Here is a 15311-nt window from a genome sequence, read left to right on the forward strand (position 1 = left end):
AGGCGCATCTTTGCCTCAATTGCCGCGGGAAAGCACGACGACACATAGCCGCCGCCTTTTGGATAAGGACATGCAGATATGTGAATATCTACAAGTGAAACTTGTTACGGCACTTCAATCTGAAGCTGAATCCAGCTGTTCGAGCCAAATGGTTCGGGCCGCCGTGGATGACTCAGCATCCGCAGATCTCGCAAACACCTTTAAGGCATTGAGCGATCCTTGCCGCGTCCGGCTCCTGTCCATCATTGCCGCCCACGAAAACCAAGAAGCCTGCGTGTGCGACTTGAACGAGTCCTTCGAGCTTTCGCAACCCACCATCAGCCGTCACTTGAAGATTCTTGCCGACGCTGGTCTAGTCACTCGCGATAAGCGTGGTGTCTGGGTCTACTACCGCGCTAACAACGACGCGCTCGTCAAGCTGGCCGACTTCCTCTGGCCAAGTCAGCCTGCCGAACCGGTATCGAACCGTCGTACAGCTGCCCCTGCAAAGTTGGCGGCAAGAGCGTGACACCTACGGGCCTTCAGCGCGTCGTCGCAGAGTTCCTCGGCACAGCCTTCCTCGTGATGGGCGTGATCGGCTCGGGCATTTATGCCTCGAAGCTATCCACTACCGATGACGGACTAGCGCTTCTCGAAAACAGCATCGCCACGGGTGCAATTCTGGTTGCCTTGATCATCGCGTTCCAAGGAATTTCTGCCAGCTTCAATCCCGTAGTGACCTTGGTGGACCGTTTCCTGGGACATCTGGACACGAAACTCATGTTTGCCCTCATGGGTGCGCAAATGGCAGGTGGAATCACCGGCACGTGGCTCACGCACACCATGTTTGAAAAGCCAGCGTTCACCATTTCCACGAATGATCGCTTCGGCGGACATCTTTGGATTTCCGAAGTCATTGCGACGATAGGGCTCTTGCTCATCATCTTCTTGACGATCAAGAGTGACAACGCGAGATATGTCTCCGTGGCCGTGGGTGGTTACATCGCTGCCGGGTATTGGTTCACGTCATCCATGAGCTTCGCCAACCCAGCCGTGACGTTCGCTCGCGTTTTCACGGACACCTACGCCGGAATCACTCCAACTTCCGCGTGGCCCTATATCGCTGCGCAGCTAGTGGGCGCCGCCCTCGCAACCGGCCTCATTGTTTTCCTCATCAAAAAGCCAACCCACTCTTCGAAGGAACTCTCATGACTGACAACTCTGCAACCGCTGAAACCGCTAACCAGGCTGACCGCCCCAGCGTCCTTTTCGTCTGCGTGCACAACGCGGGTCGCTCGCAAATGGCCGCAGGCTACTTGGAACATCTCGCCCAGGGTGCCATCGAGGTTCGTTCGGCAGGCTCTGAGCCAGCAGACAAAATCAACCCTTCTGCAGTAGAAGCCATGCTCGAAGAGGGCATCGACATCCGCGATCAGAAGCCGAAGATCCTGACCACTCAGGCCGTCAAAGACTCAGACGTGGTCATCACCATGGGCTGCGGCGATACGTGCCCCATCTTCCCGGGCAAGCGCTACGAGGACTGGAAACTGGAAGATCCAGCAGGCAAGGGCGTCGATTCCGTGCGCCCCATCCGTGACGAAATTCGCGCGCGCATCGAGACGCTGATCAGCGAACTTCTTCCCACGCGCTAGTTATCCACTTCCGTCAGGAAGTCGATAATCTCCTCGACGCGACCCAGCAGGGCGGGTTCAACGTCGGCGTAGTTGGTTACGCGCGACAGAATGCGCTGCCACGCCAGGCCCAGGTCTTCGGGCGTGGAAGCTGGCCATCCAAACGCGGTGACGATTCCGTTCTTCCAGTCTTGGCCGCGGGGGATAACTGGCCAGGCGGGAATTCCCAGAGCGCTGGGCTTGACCGCCTGCCACACGTCAACGTACGGGTGACCCACAATCAGGACATTGCCGGCCGCGCCGGGAACTTTCATGGCGCGCTCGGCGATCTTCTGCTCCTTGGTGCCCATGACCAAGTGGTCTACAAGAATTCCCAAGCGACGCTGTGGGCTGGGCGCGAAGTCGGCGATCACCGCAGCCAAATCGTCGACGCCGTGGAGCGGTTCCACCACAATGCCTTCCACGCGAAGGTCGTGGCCCCACACTTTCTCCACCAGCTCGGCGTCGTGCTTACCTTCAACCAAGATGCGGCTGGCACGTGCGGTGCGCGCTTTCAATCCCTGGACCACTACGGATCCGGAGGCAGAGCGCGCGACGGGAGGCAGCGTCGTCGTCTTCACGGGAGCAATGATGCGGACGGGTTCGCCATCCAAGAGGAAGCCGTAACCGGCCTTGAAGGAACGGGTCTTTCCGCCGCGGCCCTCCAAGTGGAGCACCAACATGCCGCCGGATTTCTCAATCCGCATAATTTCACCCACAAAGCCGGTCTCGACGTCCTCGATGACCATGCCTTGCGCGGCGGGCACTTCTCGCAATGATTTCCGAACCGGCTTTCCAATTGCTTGCGGTCCCCATGAGCTGTAGTCCACATCTCTCCTCTCCGGCCCTTGATGCTAGCAATGCCTCAAGAAGTATTAGACTTAGCACTTGATCGTGTCGAGTGCTAAAAGTATGAGCACTAGAGGGAGGTGCCGCATGGATCAGTTCAAAGCTAGCCGACGAGATACGTCCAAAACGGAACCTCGTCGCCTCGAAGTTCTCCGGGCGATCGTTGAGGATTTCGTGCAGACCCGTGAGCCAGTGGGCTCCAAGGCTCTCGTGGAACGTCATCTCTTGGACGTCTCTGCTGCCACCATTCGTAATGACATGGCGGCGCTTGAGGACGAGGGCTTCATCGTTGCACCACACACGTCGGCCGGCCGCATTCCCACGGAAAAGGGCTACCGCCATTTCGTGGACATGATTGAGGAAGTTCGCCCGCTCTCGGCGGCGGAGCGACGTGCCTTCCAGGTCATGCTCGAGGGCGCTGAGGATGTTGACGAAATCCTGGACCGCACGGTTCGCATGCTGGCTCAGATTACGCAGCAGGTTGCGGTTTTGCAGGTTCCCATAGTGAACGACGACGCTGTTCGGCATCTCGAGCTCGTTTCGTTGGGTGCCACTCAAGCATTGATCGTGCTCATTTCTTCGACCGGCAAGGTGGAGCAGCGCGTCATTGTGGCTCCAGCGAGCACCACGGACGAGTTGTTGAGCGAAGTACGCACGGCCATCCTGAGCACCATTCAGGGCAAGCCGATGATGGTCGTGGGAGCCGAGGCTCGCGTGGGCGTCACCACGTTGCCTTTCCCACTGCGAGAGCTTGGCGAGCTGGTTGCCGCCGGGCTCGAAGTCATGGCGAATCAGGGCAACAGCTCGCGCTATTTGGTAGCTGGCACTGGAAACTTGGCACGCTCTACAAGCGACTTCCAGCAGACCATCACACCGATCTTGGACACCCTTGAGGAACAAGTTGTCCTCTTGCGGTTGTTGTCAGAACTAGAACAGGACGCGCATGGAATCGCTGTGTCCATTGGACACGAGAATTCCTACGGAGGACTCTCCGAAGCTTCCCTCGTGACGTCCTCCTACGGACCCGGGCAGCTCGCGAAGCTCGGCGTCCTTGGCCCGACGCGCATGGATTACCCCGCAAGTATGGCTGCCGTGAGAGCGGTAGCCCGATACTTGTCACGAATTTTGGCCAGCTAGCACCTAGCTGAATCGCTAGAAAGGAAACTGCCACCACATGGCAACCCACTACGAGGTATTGGGCGTCTCCCAGGACGCCACCGCGGAAGAAATCAAGAAGGCGTACCGCAAGCTCGCCCGTAAGCTCCACCCGGACATCAACCCGGGCGCTGAGGCTGCTGAAGAGTTCAAGCTCGTCACGCGCGCGTATGAAGTGCTCTCCGATCCGGATAAGCGCAACATCTACGATCAGACGGGTAACGAGAACGGCACGTCCCAAGGCTTCGGCGGCGGCGCTGGTGACTTCGGTTTCGGCGATATCTTTGAGCAGTTCTTCGGTGCTGCATCCGGCGCCGGTCAGGGTCCCATCCCACGCACCAGCCGTGGACGCGATGCACTCATCACGGCAACCATCGAGCTCAAGGACGCCGTGCAGGGCACGGTTTACCCCTTGGACATCGAAACCGCCGTCACCTGCCCGGTCTGCGATGGCTCGTGCTGTGAAGCCGGCACGCAGCCGGAAACCTGCACCATTTGCCGCGGCCGCGGTCAGGTTCAGCGCCCGGTTCGTTCCTTCTTGGGACAGATGATGACCCTCGAAACCTGCTCCGCTTGCCGCGGACACGGCACCATCATTCCTAGCCCGTGCCGCGAGTGCCAGGGCCAGGGCCGCATCCGTGAGCGCGTCACCAAGCAGCTCAAGATTCCAGCAGGCGTCAGCACGGGCACGCGTATCCGCTTGGACAGCCAAGGCGAAGTCGGCCCCGGCGGCGGACCAGCCGGTGACCTCTACGTGGAAATCGACGTCAAGCGCCACGCCGTCTTCGAGCGCGAAGGAAACGACCTTCACGCCGAAGTCACGTTGCCAATGACCGCTGCTTCGCTCGGAACCACCGTCAAGTTGGACACCTTCGATGGCTCGAAGGACGTCACCGTGGATCCAGGTACGCAGACGGGGCACACGGTCCGCTTGCCAGATCTTGGTGTGCCTCGTTTGCGTGGCTCGGGACGCGGAAACATCGTGGTTCACATCAACGTCGAGACTCCTACCAAACTCGACGACGAACAGCGCGAGCTCCTCGAAAAGCTCGCCGCACTGCGCGGCGAAGAGTTCGCTGAGGGCCGCGTGGAACAGCGCGGTGGCTTTTTCTCCCGCATCAAGGATCACCTGAACTCTCGCTAGAGCCTTCTCAAGAGAAGAGAATCATGAGCAACCAGGCATTTTGGTTCGGTTCGTCGCTGGAGGACGTAACCTCCGGCGACGAGCTGGACCTTGAAGGCCCCGAAGGACACCACGCCGCCACGGTGAAGAGAATTACCGTGGAGGAATTGGTGGACCTCTTGGACGGTGCCGGTCACCGCGCCGAGTGCACGGTGTTGAGCACGTCCAAGACGGGCCTTCACTTGCGGGTTGAAGAACTTCGTACCGAAGACCCACCGCGCTTTCCCATCACGCTCGTGCAAGCACTAGCTAAGGGAGACCGCGATCTGCAAGCCGTGGAGTCCGCGGTGGAGCTCAATGTCAGCCACGTAGTGCCCTGGCAGGCCGAGCGCAGCATTGTGAAATGGCCAGCAGATCGCGCCGCGAAGGCACTCGCCAAATGGGAATCCCTCATTTTGGCTGCCACCAAACAGTCGCGCCGCAGTTTCCGACCCAGCATTGAATCAGCGCTGACGACGCCGCAGCTCACCCGCCGCATCGAGGATTGGGTTGCGAACGGCTCACTTGTGGTGGTGTTGCACGAGGCCGAAGAAAATGCCTTGGGCGCGGTAGTTGGCACTTACGTGCGCGAACCGCGGGAAACGAGCGGCGGCGTCGTACTCATTGTGGGTCCTGAAGGCGGTGTCTCACCGCAAGAAATCGAAAAATTCACCCAAGCGGGAGCCGTTCCAGCGCTACTCGGCAAGAACGTTTTGCGCAGCTCGAGCGCCGGTCCGGCGGCAATGGTGCTAGTGCGACACCTCGCCGGTGAGCTCTAGACGCTAACGAGCTCTAGACCCTAACGAACCGTGAAGGTCTTGGTGTCCGTTGCGATATGGATGTCAGAATCCTTGTTCTGCCCCCACACTGACAGCTGGTAGGTGCCCGGCTTCAGGGTGACTTCAAACCGGAATTCGCCATCATTAGGAAGCTGATCTGGTTCAGCAAGGACGCCGTCTGCAACTTGAGCGCCCACCGTCCCGTTGTTCACCGTCGCCACGCTATAGAAGGAACCGCCACTGAACTTGGAGGTAACGCCGAAAGCCTTGATGGGGGAGCCGTAGGAGGAAGCCTCGGACGGATCGACCAGCCAGACCGGCGCACGCATGCTGTCGGTGCGGGCCAATGGACGGTCAAGTTTCACGAGGCCCCACGCGTCATAGCCTTGGCGGCCATCCACCACAATGCTCACGGCTGGCTTTTGCTTGCCGGTCAACAATCCCGAGTTCGCGGCAGCGGCAGTGGCCGTGTACACCAGCTGCTGAATACTGCGCTCGGCGAGGCCCTTGTCCACGGACTTGTCGAAGGCATCGGAGGAAATGTCCACCGTGATCACGTTCTCGGCAGAAATGGTGGCGCCAATGCGCTTTGCGGAAGACCAGACGTTGAAGTAGTCCGGATCCGCGGGCTCCGCCTCAAGCATGTGCTTGACGCTGGTAACCACGGGATCGCCTTGGTCCGCTACCGGCAAGAACTCGCGGTACAAAAAGACGTTGTCCCCGTTTTCGCCCAACCAATAGACAGGCGAAAGCTGATTGACGCCGAGATCTTCGAGCTTGGCGTCCGTCGCCGTTGGGACGGCAACCGATCCTGACGCAGAGGATTTGGTAGGCATCGAAGATTGGCCACCAGGCAGGGTTGAATCGCTGATTGAGCAACCGACAGCAGCAAGCAGCACTGTTCCGGTAGCTACCGTTCCCGCAATCACAATGCGGGCACGGCCTTTCAACGATGGCATCAACAAATAATCCTCTTTAACGGTCACTGCGCTGGGGGAGGCGCGTCCTTTAGGCTACACACGAGTAACAACCAGAAACAGTGTTATCTGTAAACGTAATCATTCCTTAATCAATTCTTGACCGTTTGAGCATTGCTCCAAGTGCGCACTTGCCCAGTGAACTACAATCAAAAAGGCGCGAATTTATTCGTTAAATCAGAGAAGATAGGTGTCCATCACGCATGGCAGATGAGCTCGAAACTCCAGAGAGCTTCAGTGTTCCATTCGATTCCACCGCAGAAATGGTTGCGGCACTCGGTGCGCAAGACCAACTTTTGAGGGTGCTCTCGGGCGTATACCCGAACGTCAGCGTTACCCCGCTTGACCAAGAACTCACCGTTAAAGGACCTCGCTCTGACGCCGCTATGGTGCAGTCAGTCTTGGAAGACGCGCGGCAATTGGCCCGCACCGGCACCACGGTGACGCTGGAAATTATTGAAGAGCTCGTCCGGCACCGCACGCGATCAGCCGGTTTTGCCCCTGAGACGACGTCTCGCATCAAGCACGACGCCGCAGCTCACCTGCCGACGACACCTTCGGCTTTCAGCGGGCTTCCGACCCAAAGCTACGGCCTGAATATTTTGACAAGTCGCGGCCGAAGCATTCGCCCAAAGACAGTGAACCAGCAGCGCTACGTCGACGCGATTGACGAGAACACGGTCATCTTCGGTATTGGCCCTGCAGGTACCGGCAAGACCTACTTGGCTATGGCGAAAGCCGTCCAAGCATTGCAGGCCAAGGAAGTCTCGCGCATTATTCTGACGCGACCGGCCGTTGAAGCCGGCGAAAAGCTGGGCTTCTTGCCGGGCACGCTCACGGACAAGATTGACCCTTACTTGCGGCCTTTGTATGACGCGCTACATGACATGGTGGATGCGGAGACGATCCCACGGTTGTTGGCGGCCGGAACCATTGAAGTGGCCCCGCTGGCCTACATGCGAGGCCGCACCCTCAACGATGCGTTCATCATCTTGGACGAAGCACAGAACACCACCCCTGAACAGATCAAAATGTTCCTGACGCGTTTGGGCTTCGGAGCGAAGATGGTCATCACGGGTGACATCACTCAAGTGGATTTGCCGGGCGGAACTCGCTCGGGGCTGCGCGTGGTCACCGAGATTCTTGAGGACGTGGACGGAATTTCGTTCCAGTACCTCGAGGCATCCGACGTGGTGCGACATCGTCTCGTCTCCGAAATTGTGAGCGCGTACGAAAAGTGGAATGACCAGCAGGGTTCTCTGCCTGGACCAGGATCACGAGGAACACGGAAGAGCGGGATGAAAAATGTCAATTGAAATCAGCAACGAGACGTCGGTTGACATGGATCTCGACGAAGTCCGCAAACTAGCTCGCTTTGTCCTCGACAGCTTGTGGGTTCACCCCGAAGCTGAAGTGGGTATCACGCTCGTGGATGAAGAGGCTAGCGCCCGCCTTCACGTGGAGTGGATGGATCTTGAGGGACCAACGGACGTCATGTCCTTCCCCATGGACGAGCTGACTCCCGGCACTCCCGGCAACGTGAGCAGCGCCGGCATGCTGGGCGACATCGTGATTTGTCCTGAAGTGGCAAAGCAGCAGGCCCAGGCCGGCGGCCACTCGTACCTCGATGAAGTCCTGCTCTTGACCACGCATGGTCTCTTGCACCTGTTGGGCTTCGATCACGAGGAAGCGGAAGAGCGCGAGGAAATGTTCTCCTTGCAGCGTGAGCTCTTGGAGAAGCACTTGGGCCGCCCTGCGCCCAAGGAGACCATCGCATGAGTCCAGCATTACTCGCACTCGGTGCAATTGCTTTCCTATTGATTGCCGGTCTACTGACCGCCGTTGAAGCTGCCTTCCTCTACTTGAGCCGCCAAGAAGCCGAACAGCTGCTAGCCAATAGGCCCAAGCACAAGCTACGTGCCATCCTGGATGATCCAGTGCCACACACGAATGCATTGCGTTTGTGGCGACTGTGGTTTGAAATGGCATCTGCGGTTGCTGTGGCGCTGTTCTTCTATTTCGTCATCGCGAACATGTGGATTGCGGGTCTCGCCGCCACACTCACGATGGCTGTCATGGCCTTCGTAGTGGTGGGCGTATCGCCACGACGAATTGGCCGGAACCGTGCTGCATCCTTCGTTTCCGGAACCGCATCTCTCATCCGCTTCTTGCGCGTCATTCTTGGACCAATTCCACAGTGGCTCGTCGGCATTGGAAATCAGCTCTCCCCAGGGGAGACCGCTGCAGACGAAGCGTTCTTTTCCGAAGAGCACTTCCGCGACATGGTGGACCGCGCCAACGAAGCGGACATGATCGAAGACGTGGAAGCCGAATTCATTCACTCCGTGTTTGACCTCGGCGATACCCGAGTTCGCGCCGTGATGGTGCCGCGAACAGACATGGTGACCGTGGACTCCGGCACCTCGCTCGCGGAGTGCATGACGCTCTGCTTGAAGTCCGGCTGCTCGCGCATCCCCGTCATTCAGGAATCGAGCGACCACATAGTGGGCATCGTTTACCTGAAGGACATCGCTCGGGAACTGCACTTCCACGACGATCCGCAGTCTCCCGTGGACAACATCGCACGCGATGTTCGCTATGTCCCTGAATCCAAGTCCGTTGCTGAGCTCTTGAAAGAGCTACAGATCGAATCGACCCACGTGGCCATCGTCATTGACGAGTACGGCGGAACCGCCGGTCTTGTGACGCTCGAGGACCTCATCGAAGAAATCGTGGGCGAGATCGACGACGAATACGACCGTTCGCGGCCAGACATTGAAGAAGTACGTCCCGGCGTCTTCCGCATTAGCGCACGCACGCCGTTGGACGATCTTGGTGAACTCTTCAACAAGGACCTCGAAGACGACGAAGTCGACACCGCTGGCGGTCTTCTCGCCAAGCACTTGGGCCGTGTGCCGATTGTGGGCTCCGAAGTTACTGTTGAAGGCATTCACTTGCATGCAGAAACCCTCGAAGGTCGGCGCAACCGTATTGGTTTCTTGCTGACGTGGTTTGAGCCAGACACTGAAGACACTGACGATGAACCGCAAGGGTCCACGGGACGCCGTGACTCTGATGACCTCCACCAGCACGAAAGTGGGCAACACTCATGAGCTTGACGCCAGAAAATTACCCGAAGGATTACCGGGCGGGCTTCACCTCGTTTGTGGGACGTCCGAATGCCGGAAAGTCCACCCTCACCAACGCACTCGTGGGTCAAAAAGTAGCGATTACCTCGAGTAAGCCACAGACCACGCGCCACACGATTCGTGGCATCGTGCATCGTCCAGAGCACCAGCTCGTCATCGTCGACACTCCAGGCCTGCACCGTCCGCGCACGCTTCTTGGTCAGCGCCTCAACGACCTCGTGGCCGAGACCTTGGGCGAAGTGGATGCGGTGGGCTTCTGCTTGCCAGCAAACGAGAAGATCGGCCCCGGCGATAAGTTCATTGCCCAGAAGCTGGGTGGACTGCCACCACGCACTCCGATCGTCGCGCTCGTCACCAAGACTGACCTCGTGACCCCGGCGCAACTGGCAGAGCAATTGCTTGCCGTCAGCCAGCTGGGAGACGAACTCTTGGCACCTAAGGGATTTGCCGCCGTCGTACCGGTATCCGCGAAAGACGGGTATCAGGTAGAGGAAGTCATCGGCGTTCTTGCGAAGCTCATGCCACAGTCGCCACCGCTGTACCCAGACGGTGAACTCACGGACGAGCCTGAGATGAAAATGATCTCGGAGCTCATTCGCGAGGCCGCGTTGGAGGGCGTCCGTGACGAGCTTCCGCACTCGCTCGCCGTCGTGGTGGAAGAAATAATTCCGCGCGAAGACCGCCCGGCTGACAATCCGATGGTGGACATCCACGTCAACGTTTTCGTGGAACGCCCCAGCCAGAAGTCGATCATCATTGGCAAGGGCGGATCGCGTCTGCGCGACGTTGGAACTCGTGCTCGTAAGGAAATCGAAGCGCTTTTGGGCACCAAGGTGTACCTGGATCTCCATGTGAAGGTTGCCAAGGAATGGCAGCGCGACCCGAAGCAGTTGGGTCGTCTAGGTTTCTAGCGAGAATTCAAACCGGTTTCAATTTTTACGACAAGCGACCGTCAATAAATCGCTAAAAGGCGGTAGGGGAGTGTTAGGGTCGAACCATGCTTTCGGGATTGCTACTTCTTAGCCGCCGCGGCGGGGCCTAACGAGCCATTGTGCTCGGGCCGAATCCCCGTTGCGGAGCCTGCGTACCCGGCCATCGCCTCGAGCGATCGTAAATTTCTCAGAAATAGAAGAAGGCAAAGCCATGCAGAATTTTCAAAAGCCCTCCGGAATGCCCATCCACAAGTATGTGCCGTTCCAGGATCAAATCTCCACGAATCTTCCTGACCGCACGTGGCCAGACAAGGTCATCACGAAGGCCCCACGCTGGTGTGCGGTTGACTTGCGTGACGGCAACCAGGCTCTGATTGAGCCCATGAGCCCAGAGCGCAAGCACAAGATGTTTGATCTCTTGGTACGCATGGGCTTCAAGGAAATTGAGGTCGGTTTCCCGTCCGCTTCCCAGACTGACTTTGACTTTGTTCGTCAGCTGATCGAGCAGGATCGCATTCCTGAGGATGTCACCATTCAGGTGCTGACGCAGGCTCGCGAGCACCTCATCGAGCGCACGTACGAAGCGATTCAGGGATCCAAGCAAGCGATCGTTCACTTGTACAACTCCACTTCGATCCTGCAGCGTCGCGTGGTCTTCGGCGAAGATCAGGACGGCATCATGGACATCGCCACCTCGGGTGCGCGCTTGTGCAAGAAGTACGAAGAAGAGCTCGCTGGCGACACCAAGATCACCTACGAATACTCGCCGGAGTCCTTCACGGGAACCGAACTCGAGTTTGCTGTGCGCGTGGCTAACGCCGTCGCCAACGAATTTGGCGTCACCCCTGAGAACCCAATGATCTTGAACTTGCCGGCAACGGTGGAAATGGCGACGCCTAACGTCTATGCCGACTCCATCGAGTGGGTACACCGCAACATTGCCAACCGCGAGTCCATCATCATCTCGCTGCACCCACACAACGACCGCGGAACCGGCGTCGCCGCTGCCGAGCTCGGCTACATGGCTGGCGCAGACCGCATTGAAGGCTGCTTGTTCGGCAACGGTGAGCGCACCGGCAACGTTGACTTGGTGACCCTCGGCATGAACTTGTTCAGCCAGGGCATCGATCCAGAGCTGGACTTCTCCGACATGGACGAAATCCGCCGCACCGCCGAATACTGCAACCAGCTGCGCATCCCAGAGCGTTCGCCATACGGCGGCGACTTGGTGTTCACTGCCTTCTCCGGCTCCCACCAGGACGCCATCAAGAAGGGCTTCGAGCACATGGAGCGCGATGCCGCAGCGGCCGGCAAGACCGTGGATGAGATCGTCTGGGCCGTTCCTTACTTGCCGATCGACCCTAAGGACATCGGACGTAGCTACGAAGCAGTGATCCGTGTGAACAGCCAGTCCGGCAAGGGCGGCGTGGCGTACTTGCTCAAGAACGAACACCAGCTGGACTTGCCACGTCGTGCGCAGATCGAGTTCTCCTCCGTAGTGCAGCGCCGTGCTGATGCCGAAGGCGGAGAAATCTCCGGCAGCGAACTCTGGGGCATCTTCAAGGATGAGTACTTGCCATCCGCTGATGCTGACGCGCAGTGGGGCACGTACCGCCTCGGCGGCGTGAAGACGGACACGGGAGAAAACGGCGAGTTCGAGCTCTCTGTGAAGCTGTTCGTCAATGGCGAAGAGTCCGTTCGCACCGCCACGGGCAACGGTCCTATCAGCGCATTCGTGAATATCCTGACGGAAGACGGCGTGGACATTCGTGTCCTTGACTACTCCGAGCACGCACTCAGCCAGGGCGGAACCGCACAGGCTGCCGCATACATTGAGGCAGCTGTGGGCGAGCGCGTCCTGTGGGGTGTTGGTATCGACACGAACACGGGGACTGCTTCTTTGAACGCCGTCATCTCTGCGGTGAACCGCGCGCTTCGCGAATCCGCTTCCACGGCATCGTCGAAGTAAGTAAGGGCCGTACCGCCCTCAGTGACCACCTCTGTAATGTCTCGCAACGCGTCCTTCGCGGCACGCTCTTATCGAACCCACGGGATTGTGCTTCGCACCTACAAGTTAGGCGAAGCTGATCGCATCATTGTGATGCTCAGTCCCGAGTATGGGCAGATTAGGGCCGTCGCGAAGGGCGTGCGGCGGACATCCTCCAAGCTGGGAGCAACGCTAGAACCGTTCATGCTGGTGGACGCGCAGATTGTGCATGGCCGGACACTGGATATCATCACTCAAGCGCAGCTTCAGCGGCCCTACGGTCAGTTGATAGCCGCGGATTACACTCTCTTTACGACGGCGAACGTCATGGCCGAGACCGCCGAGCGTCTGACCCAGACTGACGACGAATCCTCTGCGGTCCAGTACCGGCTCTTCCACGGCGCCTTGGCCGCCTTGTCTCGAAACCAGCACAATCCTTCACGCGTGTTGGACTCTTATCTTTTGCGTGCGCTTGCCGCCGAAGGCTGGGCGCCGAACTTCTCCGAATGCGTCAAGTGCGGACGCCCTGGACCGCATGCTTCCGTCAACATCGTGTTGGGCGGCAGCGTCTGTGTAGATTGCAAGCCATCCGGTTCGTTGTCTCCTGGTCCATCCGCGGTAATGCTGCTCGCGGCGCTCTTGGCCGGCGACTGGGATCTGATTGACGCAGCGGACATGGCTGACCAACGAGCTGCCTCCGGAATCGTCACAGGTTACGTACAATGGCACCTCGAACGCGCACTGACGTCGATGCGTCATATTGAAAGGACCACCTGAGTGACCGGCACCTACCAAGCTCCTTATACGCATCCTTCGGGTGCGACGGTGCCGAAGATGGATCCACGCTTCGTACCTCAGCACGTGGCAATTGTTATGGACGGCAACGGTCGTTGGGCTAATCAGCGCGGCTTGCCACGCACCGAGGGTCACCGCGCCGGCGAGGCCGCTTTGCTCGACGTCATGGCCGGTGCCGTGGAAATGGGCATCAAGTATGTCTCCGTCTACGCGTTCTCCACCGAAAACTGGAAGCGCAGCCCTGAAGAAGTCCGTTTCCTCATGGGCTTCTCCCGAGACGTCTTGCGACGCCAGCGCGACACCTTGAATTCGTGGGGCGTCAAAATTCGATGGGCTGGTCGCAAGCCGCGCTTGTGGTCCAGCGTCGTCAAAGAACTGCAAGACGCTGAGAAGCTGACCGCAAACAACACCGGCACGCAGCTGACGATGTGCGTGAACTACGGCGGACGGGCCGAGATCGCCGATGCCATCTCCAAGCTGGCCGAAGACGTCAAACGTGGAAAGCTGTCTCCCAACGGCATCACCGAACGCACGCTAAACCGATACTTGTACGCGCCCGAAATGCCGGACGTCGATTTGTTCTTGCGAACCTCGGGGGAGCAGCGCACTTCCAACTTCCTGCTGTGGCAGTCGGCTTACGCCGAAATGGTGTTCATGGACGTGCTGTGGCCAGACGTTGACCGCACCACACTCTGGGCGGCCGTGGAACAGTACGCTCAGCGCGACCGTCGCTACGGCGGGGCCGTTGACCAGGCGAGCCAAAGCTAGCGTAGGTAGCCGTCCGCCCACCTCGTGATTTCTTCATAGGCGCTTTCTCGAACGAGAGCGGTTGAGCTGAAGATGTCATGCATGCCGTCAGAGATACGCACCACCGTCACCCTGCGGCCGAGGCTGAGCACCCGTTTGAGGTTCACGTCCACATCCAGCACCGAATCCGCTGACATCATTTCGGGGACAAAACTGAGCCCCAGCTTGGACCGCTCCGCGTAGAGCGCCAAGATGGGCACCTCAATATTGAGACCTTTACTGACGAGCGTGTGCCCGTTGAGAATCGCCAAGAGCCACCCTGCTCGAATGGGGAAAGCCAAGCGCGGTCGCCAAAGTGGATGAAGGTCCCATTCACCTTCTGCTTCTTTACTCAAGGAACGCCAATAGTGGTCCACTTCGGGAAGTTTCACGAGCTGCCGCGGATTCCTCCGCGCTAGGGGAGTCAGCACGGAGGCCACAGTGTTTCGCAGGGGACTGGAGCCATAGAACTCGAGCCATGGCGAGTTGAGGATCAAGGCTTTAAAGATCTCTGGATGTCGCGAAGCAAAGAGCGAAAGCACTAGTCCACCGGTCGAATGCGCCATGCCAACGATTTCCACCGATCCTTGGTCCGCGAGACTCTCACGAATGGCGGATATGGCTGCGCTCAGATCCTCGTCGTACTCGCTGAGGTCCGTGATGAAGCCGGGCGTGGACCACTCCCGCAGACTCCTTCCAAAACGGCGCAAGTCCAGCGCGAAGAAGTGATAGCCACGCGCATGCCAGTATTCGGCGAGCCGCCGGTGGTAGAAGTAGTCGCTCCATCCATGGATGTACAGAACCGCCTGTACACGTGTGGAGTCCGTCTCTTGCGGTGCGTCCGGACGGTACCGGACGATCGTTGCGGAAACCGGGCCTTCGTCGTCGTCCTGAAAATGCAGTGAACTGTACTCAAAATCCTCACCCAAAATATCGGGGCGCCATTCGCCCGCAAGAGTGTCTGCGGCAAAGCTTCCGCCGACAACCTCCTCAGGAACGGAGTTTGCATCACTGGAATCTGACATACGTTGAGCCTACTGGCGACGGCAACGTATTTGGATGCATTCGGGCCCGCTGGAAGAATACAGAGC

General features: G+C 58.7%; 16 protein-coding genes. 13 read left to right on the plus strand and 3 right to left on the minus strand.

What is annotated here, in order from left to right; all coding sequences use genetic code 11:
- The first annotated feature begins 94 nt into the window (after window positions 1–94).
- From BKA12_RS04005 to BKA12_RS04015, 3 genes are read left to right on the plus strand one after another with little or no spacing between them, the layout of a single operon-like run.
- Entirely contained in the window at window positions 95–508 is a 414-nt protein-coding gene (locus BKA12_RS04005) for an ArsR/SmtB family transcription factor (RefSeq protein ID WP_333907805.1), read from the plus strand.
- Window positions 505–1191 carry an aquaporin gene (locus BKA12_RS04010; RefSeq protein WP_338087422.1) on the plus strand — a complete coding sequence of 229 codons (687 nt, stop codon included), beginning with the start codon at window positions 505–507 and terminating at the stop codon, window positions 1189–1191. Before BKA12_RS04005 ends, BKA12_RS04010 begins: the two co-directional genes overlap by 4 nt.
- Window positions 1188–1631: an arsenate reductase ArsC gene (locus tag BKA12_RS04015; RefSeq protein ID WP_183640846.1), complete on the plus strand. Its 444-nt coding sequence runs from the start codon at window positions 1188–1190 to the stop codon at window positions 1629–1631. The genes BKA12_RS04010 and BKA12_RS04015 overlap by 4 nt, the downstream gene beginning before the upstream one ends.
- Here BKA12_RS04015 and BKA12_RS04020 read toward each other — a convergent pair.
- Complete coding sequence (locus tag BKA12_RS04020; protein ID WP_183640848.1) at window positions 1628–2479, minus strand: DUF3097 family protein; 852 nt, start codon at window positions 2477–2479, stop codon at window positions 1628–1630. The genes BKA12_RS04015 and BKA12_RS04020 overlap by 4 nt on opposite strands.
- Before the next feature lie 106 nt (window positions 2480–2585).
- Here BKA12_RS04020 and hrcA point away from each other — a divergent pair, with 106 nt between their 5' ends.
- The 3 genes from hrcA to BKA12_RS04035 are packed head-to-tail and all read left to right on the plus strand — an operon-like array spanning window position 2586 to window position 5594.
- Entirely contained in the window at window positions 2586–3635 is a 1050-nt protein-coding gene (hrcA, locus tag BKA12_RS04025) for a heat-inducible transcriptional repressor HrcA (RefSeq protein ID WP_183640849.1), read from the plus strand.
- A 37-nt stretch (window positions 3636–3672) separates the two neighbouring features.
- Window positions 3673–4797, plus strand: coding sequence for a molecular chaperone DnaJ (gene dnaJ, locus BKA12_RS04030; protein WP_183640851.1), 1125 nt, complete (start codon window positions 3673–3675; stop codon window positions 4795–4797).
- A gap of 23 nt (window positions 4798–4820) precedes the next feature.
- The gene (locus BKA12_RS04035; protein WP_183640853.1) at window positions 4821–5594 is read left to right on the plus strand and encodes a 16S rRNA (uracil(1498)-N(3))-methyltransferase; all 774 of its coding nucleotides are present in this window, start codon (window positions 4821–4823) and stop codon (window positions 5592–5594) included.
- A 20-nt stretch (window positions 5595–5614) separates the two neighbouring features.
- Here the strand turns inward: BKA12_RS04035 and BKA12_RS04040 are convergent, their stop codons facing one another.
- The gene (locus BKA12_RS04040) at window positions 5615–6553 is read right to left on the minus strand and encodes a GerMN domain-containing protein (RefSeq protein WP_183640855.1); all 939 of its coding nucleotides are present in this window, start codon (window positions 6551–6553) and stop codon (window positions 5615–5617) included.
- Between the two features lie 221 nt (window positions 6554–6774).
- On the opposite strand from BKA12_RS04040, the gene BKA12_RS04045 reads away from it, so the two are divergent.
- The 7 genes from BKA12_RS04045 (at window position 6775) to BKA12_RS04075 (ending at window position 14202) form a co-directional block, all read left to right on the plus strand.
- Window positions 6775–7887: a PhoH family protein gene (locus tag BKA12_RS04045; RefSeq protein WP_183640857.1), complete on the plus strand. Its 1113-nt coding sequence runs from the start codon at window positions 6775–6777 to the stop codon at window positions 7885–7887.
- The gene (gene ybeY, locus BKA12_RS04050; RefSeq protein WP_183640859.1) at window positions 7877–8350 is read left to right on the plus strand and encodes an rRNA maturation RNase YbeY; all 474 of its coding nucleotides are present in this window, start codon (window positions 7877–7879) and stop codon (window positions 8348–8350) included. The genes BKA12_RS04045 and ybeY overlap by 11 nt, the downstream gene beginning before the upstream one ends.
- Window positions 8347–9684 carry a hemolysin family protein gene (locus tag BKA12_RS04055; RefSeq protein ID WP_183640861.1) on the plus strand — a complete coding sequence of 446 codons (1338 nt, stop codon included), beginning with the start codon at window positions 8347–8349 and terminating at the stop codon, window positions 9682–9684. Before ybeY ends, BKA12_RS04055 begins: the two co-directional genes overlap by 4 nt.
- Window positions 9681–10631, plus strand: coding sequence for a GTPase Era (gene era, locus BKA12_RS04060; RefSeq protein ID WP_183640863.1), 951 nt, complete (start codon window positions 9681–9683; stop codon window positions 10629–10631). The genes BKA12_RS04055 and era overlap by 4 nt, the downstream gene beginning before the upstream one ends.
- 232 nt (window positions 10632–10863) lie before the next feature.
- A complete protein-coding gene (gene leuA / locus BKA12_RS04065; protein WP_183640865.1) occupies window positions 10864–12621 on the plus strand; it encodes a 2-isopropylmalate synthase in 1758 nt (585 codons plus the stop codon).
- A gap of 36 nt (window positions 12622–12657) precedes the next feature.
- Window positions 12658–13416 (plus strand): DNA repair protein RecO, encoded by a 759-nt coding sequence (gene recO / locus BKA12_RS04070; RefSeq protein WP_183644535.1) that lies wholly within the window; start codon window positions 12658–12660, stop codon window positions 13414–13416.
- Window positions 13417–14202 (plus strand): isoprenyl transferase, encoded by a 786-nt coding sequence (locus tag BKA12_RS04075; protein WP_338087423.1) that lies wholly within the window; start codon window positions 13417–13419, stop codon window positions 14200–14202.
- Here the strand turns inward: BKA12_RS04075 and BKA12_RS04080 are convergent.
- Complete coding sequence (locus BKA12_RS04080) at window positions 14199–15245, minus strand: alpha/beta hydrolase (protein WP_183640867.1); 1047 nt, start codon at window positions 15243–15245, stop codon at window positions 14199–14201. The genes BKA12_RS04075 and BKA12_RS04080 overlap by 4 nt on opposite strands.
- Window positions 15246–15311: the final 66 nt, after the last annotated feature.

It is taken from the genome of Neomicrococcus lactis (genome assembly GCF_014200305.1).
In the GTDB taxonomy this organism is placed as follows: domain Bacteria; phylum Actinomycetota; class Actinomycetes; order Actinomycetales; family Micrococcaceae; genus Neomicrococcus; species Neomicrococcus lactis.